Raw genomic sequence first — 465 nt, 5'->3', positions numbered from 1 at the left:
CCTACGGGTGGCAGCAGTCGAGAATAATTCACAATGGGGGCAACCCTGATGGTGCAACGCCGCGTGGAGGATGACGGTCTTCGGATTGTAAACTCCTGTCATCCGGGAGTAAGACCTGGGAGTTAATAGCTCACAGGGTTGATAGTACCGGAAGAGGAAGGGACGGCTAACTTCGTGCCAGCAGCCGCGGTAATACGAAGGTCCCGAGCGTTGTTCGGAATCACTGGGCGTAAAGGGAGCGTAGGCGGCGTGGTAAGTCAGATGTGAAATCCCGGGGCTCAACCCCGGAACTGCATCCGATACTGCCATGCTAGAGGATTGGAGAGGTAGCTGGAATTCTTGGTGTAGCAGTGAAATGCGTGGATATCAAGAGGAACACTCGTGGCGAAAGCGAGCTACTGGACATTTACTGACGCTGAGGCTCGAAGGCCAGGGTAGCGAAAGGGATTAGATACCCCAGTAGTC

At 54.6% G+C, this 465-nt stretch carries 1 rRNA gene; it reads left to right on the top strand.

The annotated features are described in order from the left end of the window. Positions 1-465, top strand: a 16S ribosomal RNA gene (locus ACTHS3_RS16920); the annotation flags it as partial.

The sequence above is a fragment of the Neisseria sp. P0009.S007 genome (assembly GCF_051962515.1).
This window is presented reverse-complemented; position numbering and strand designations above follow the sequence as displayed.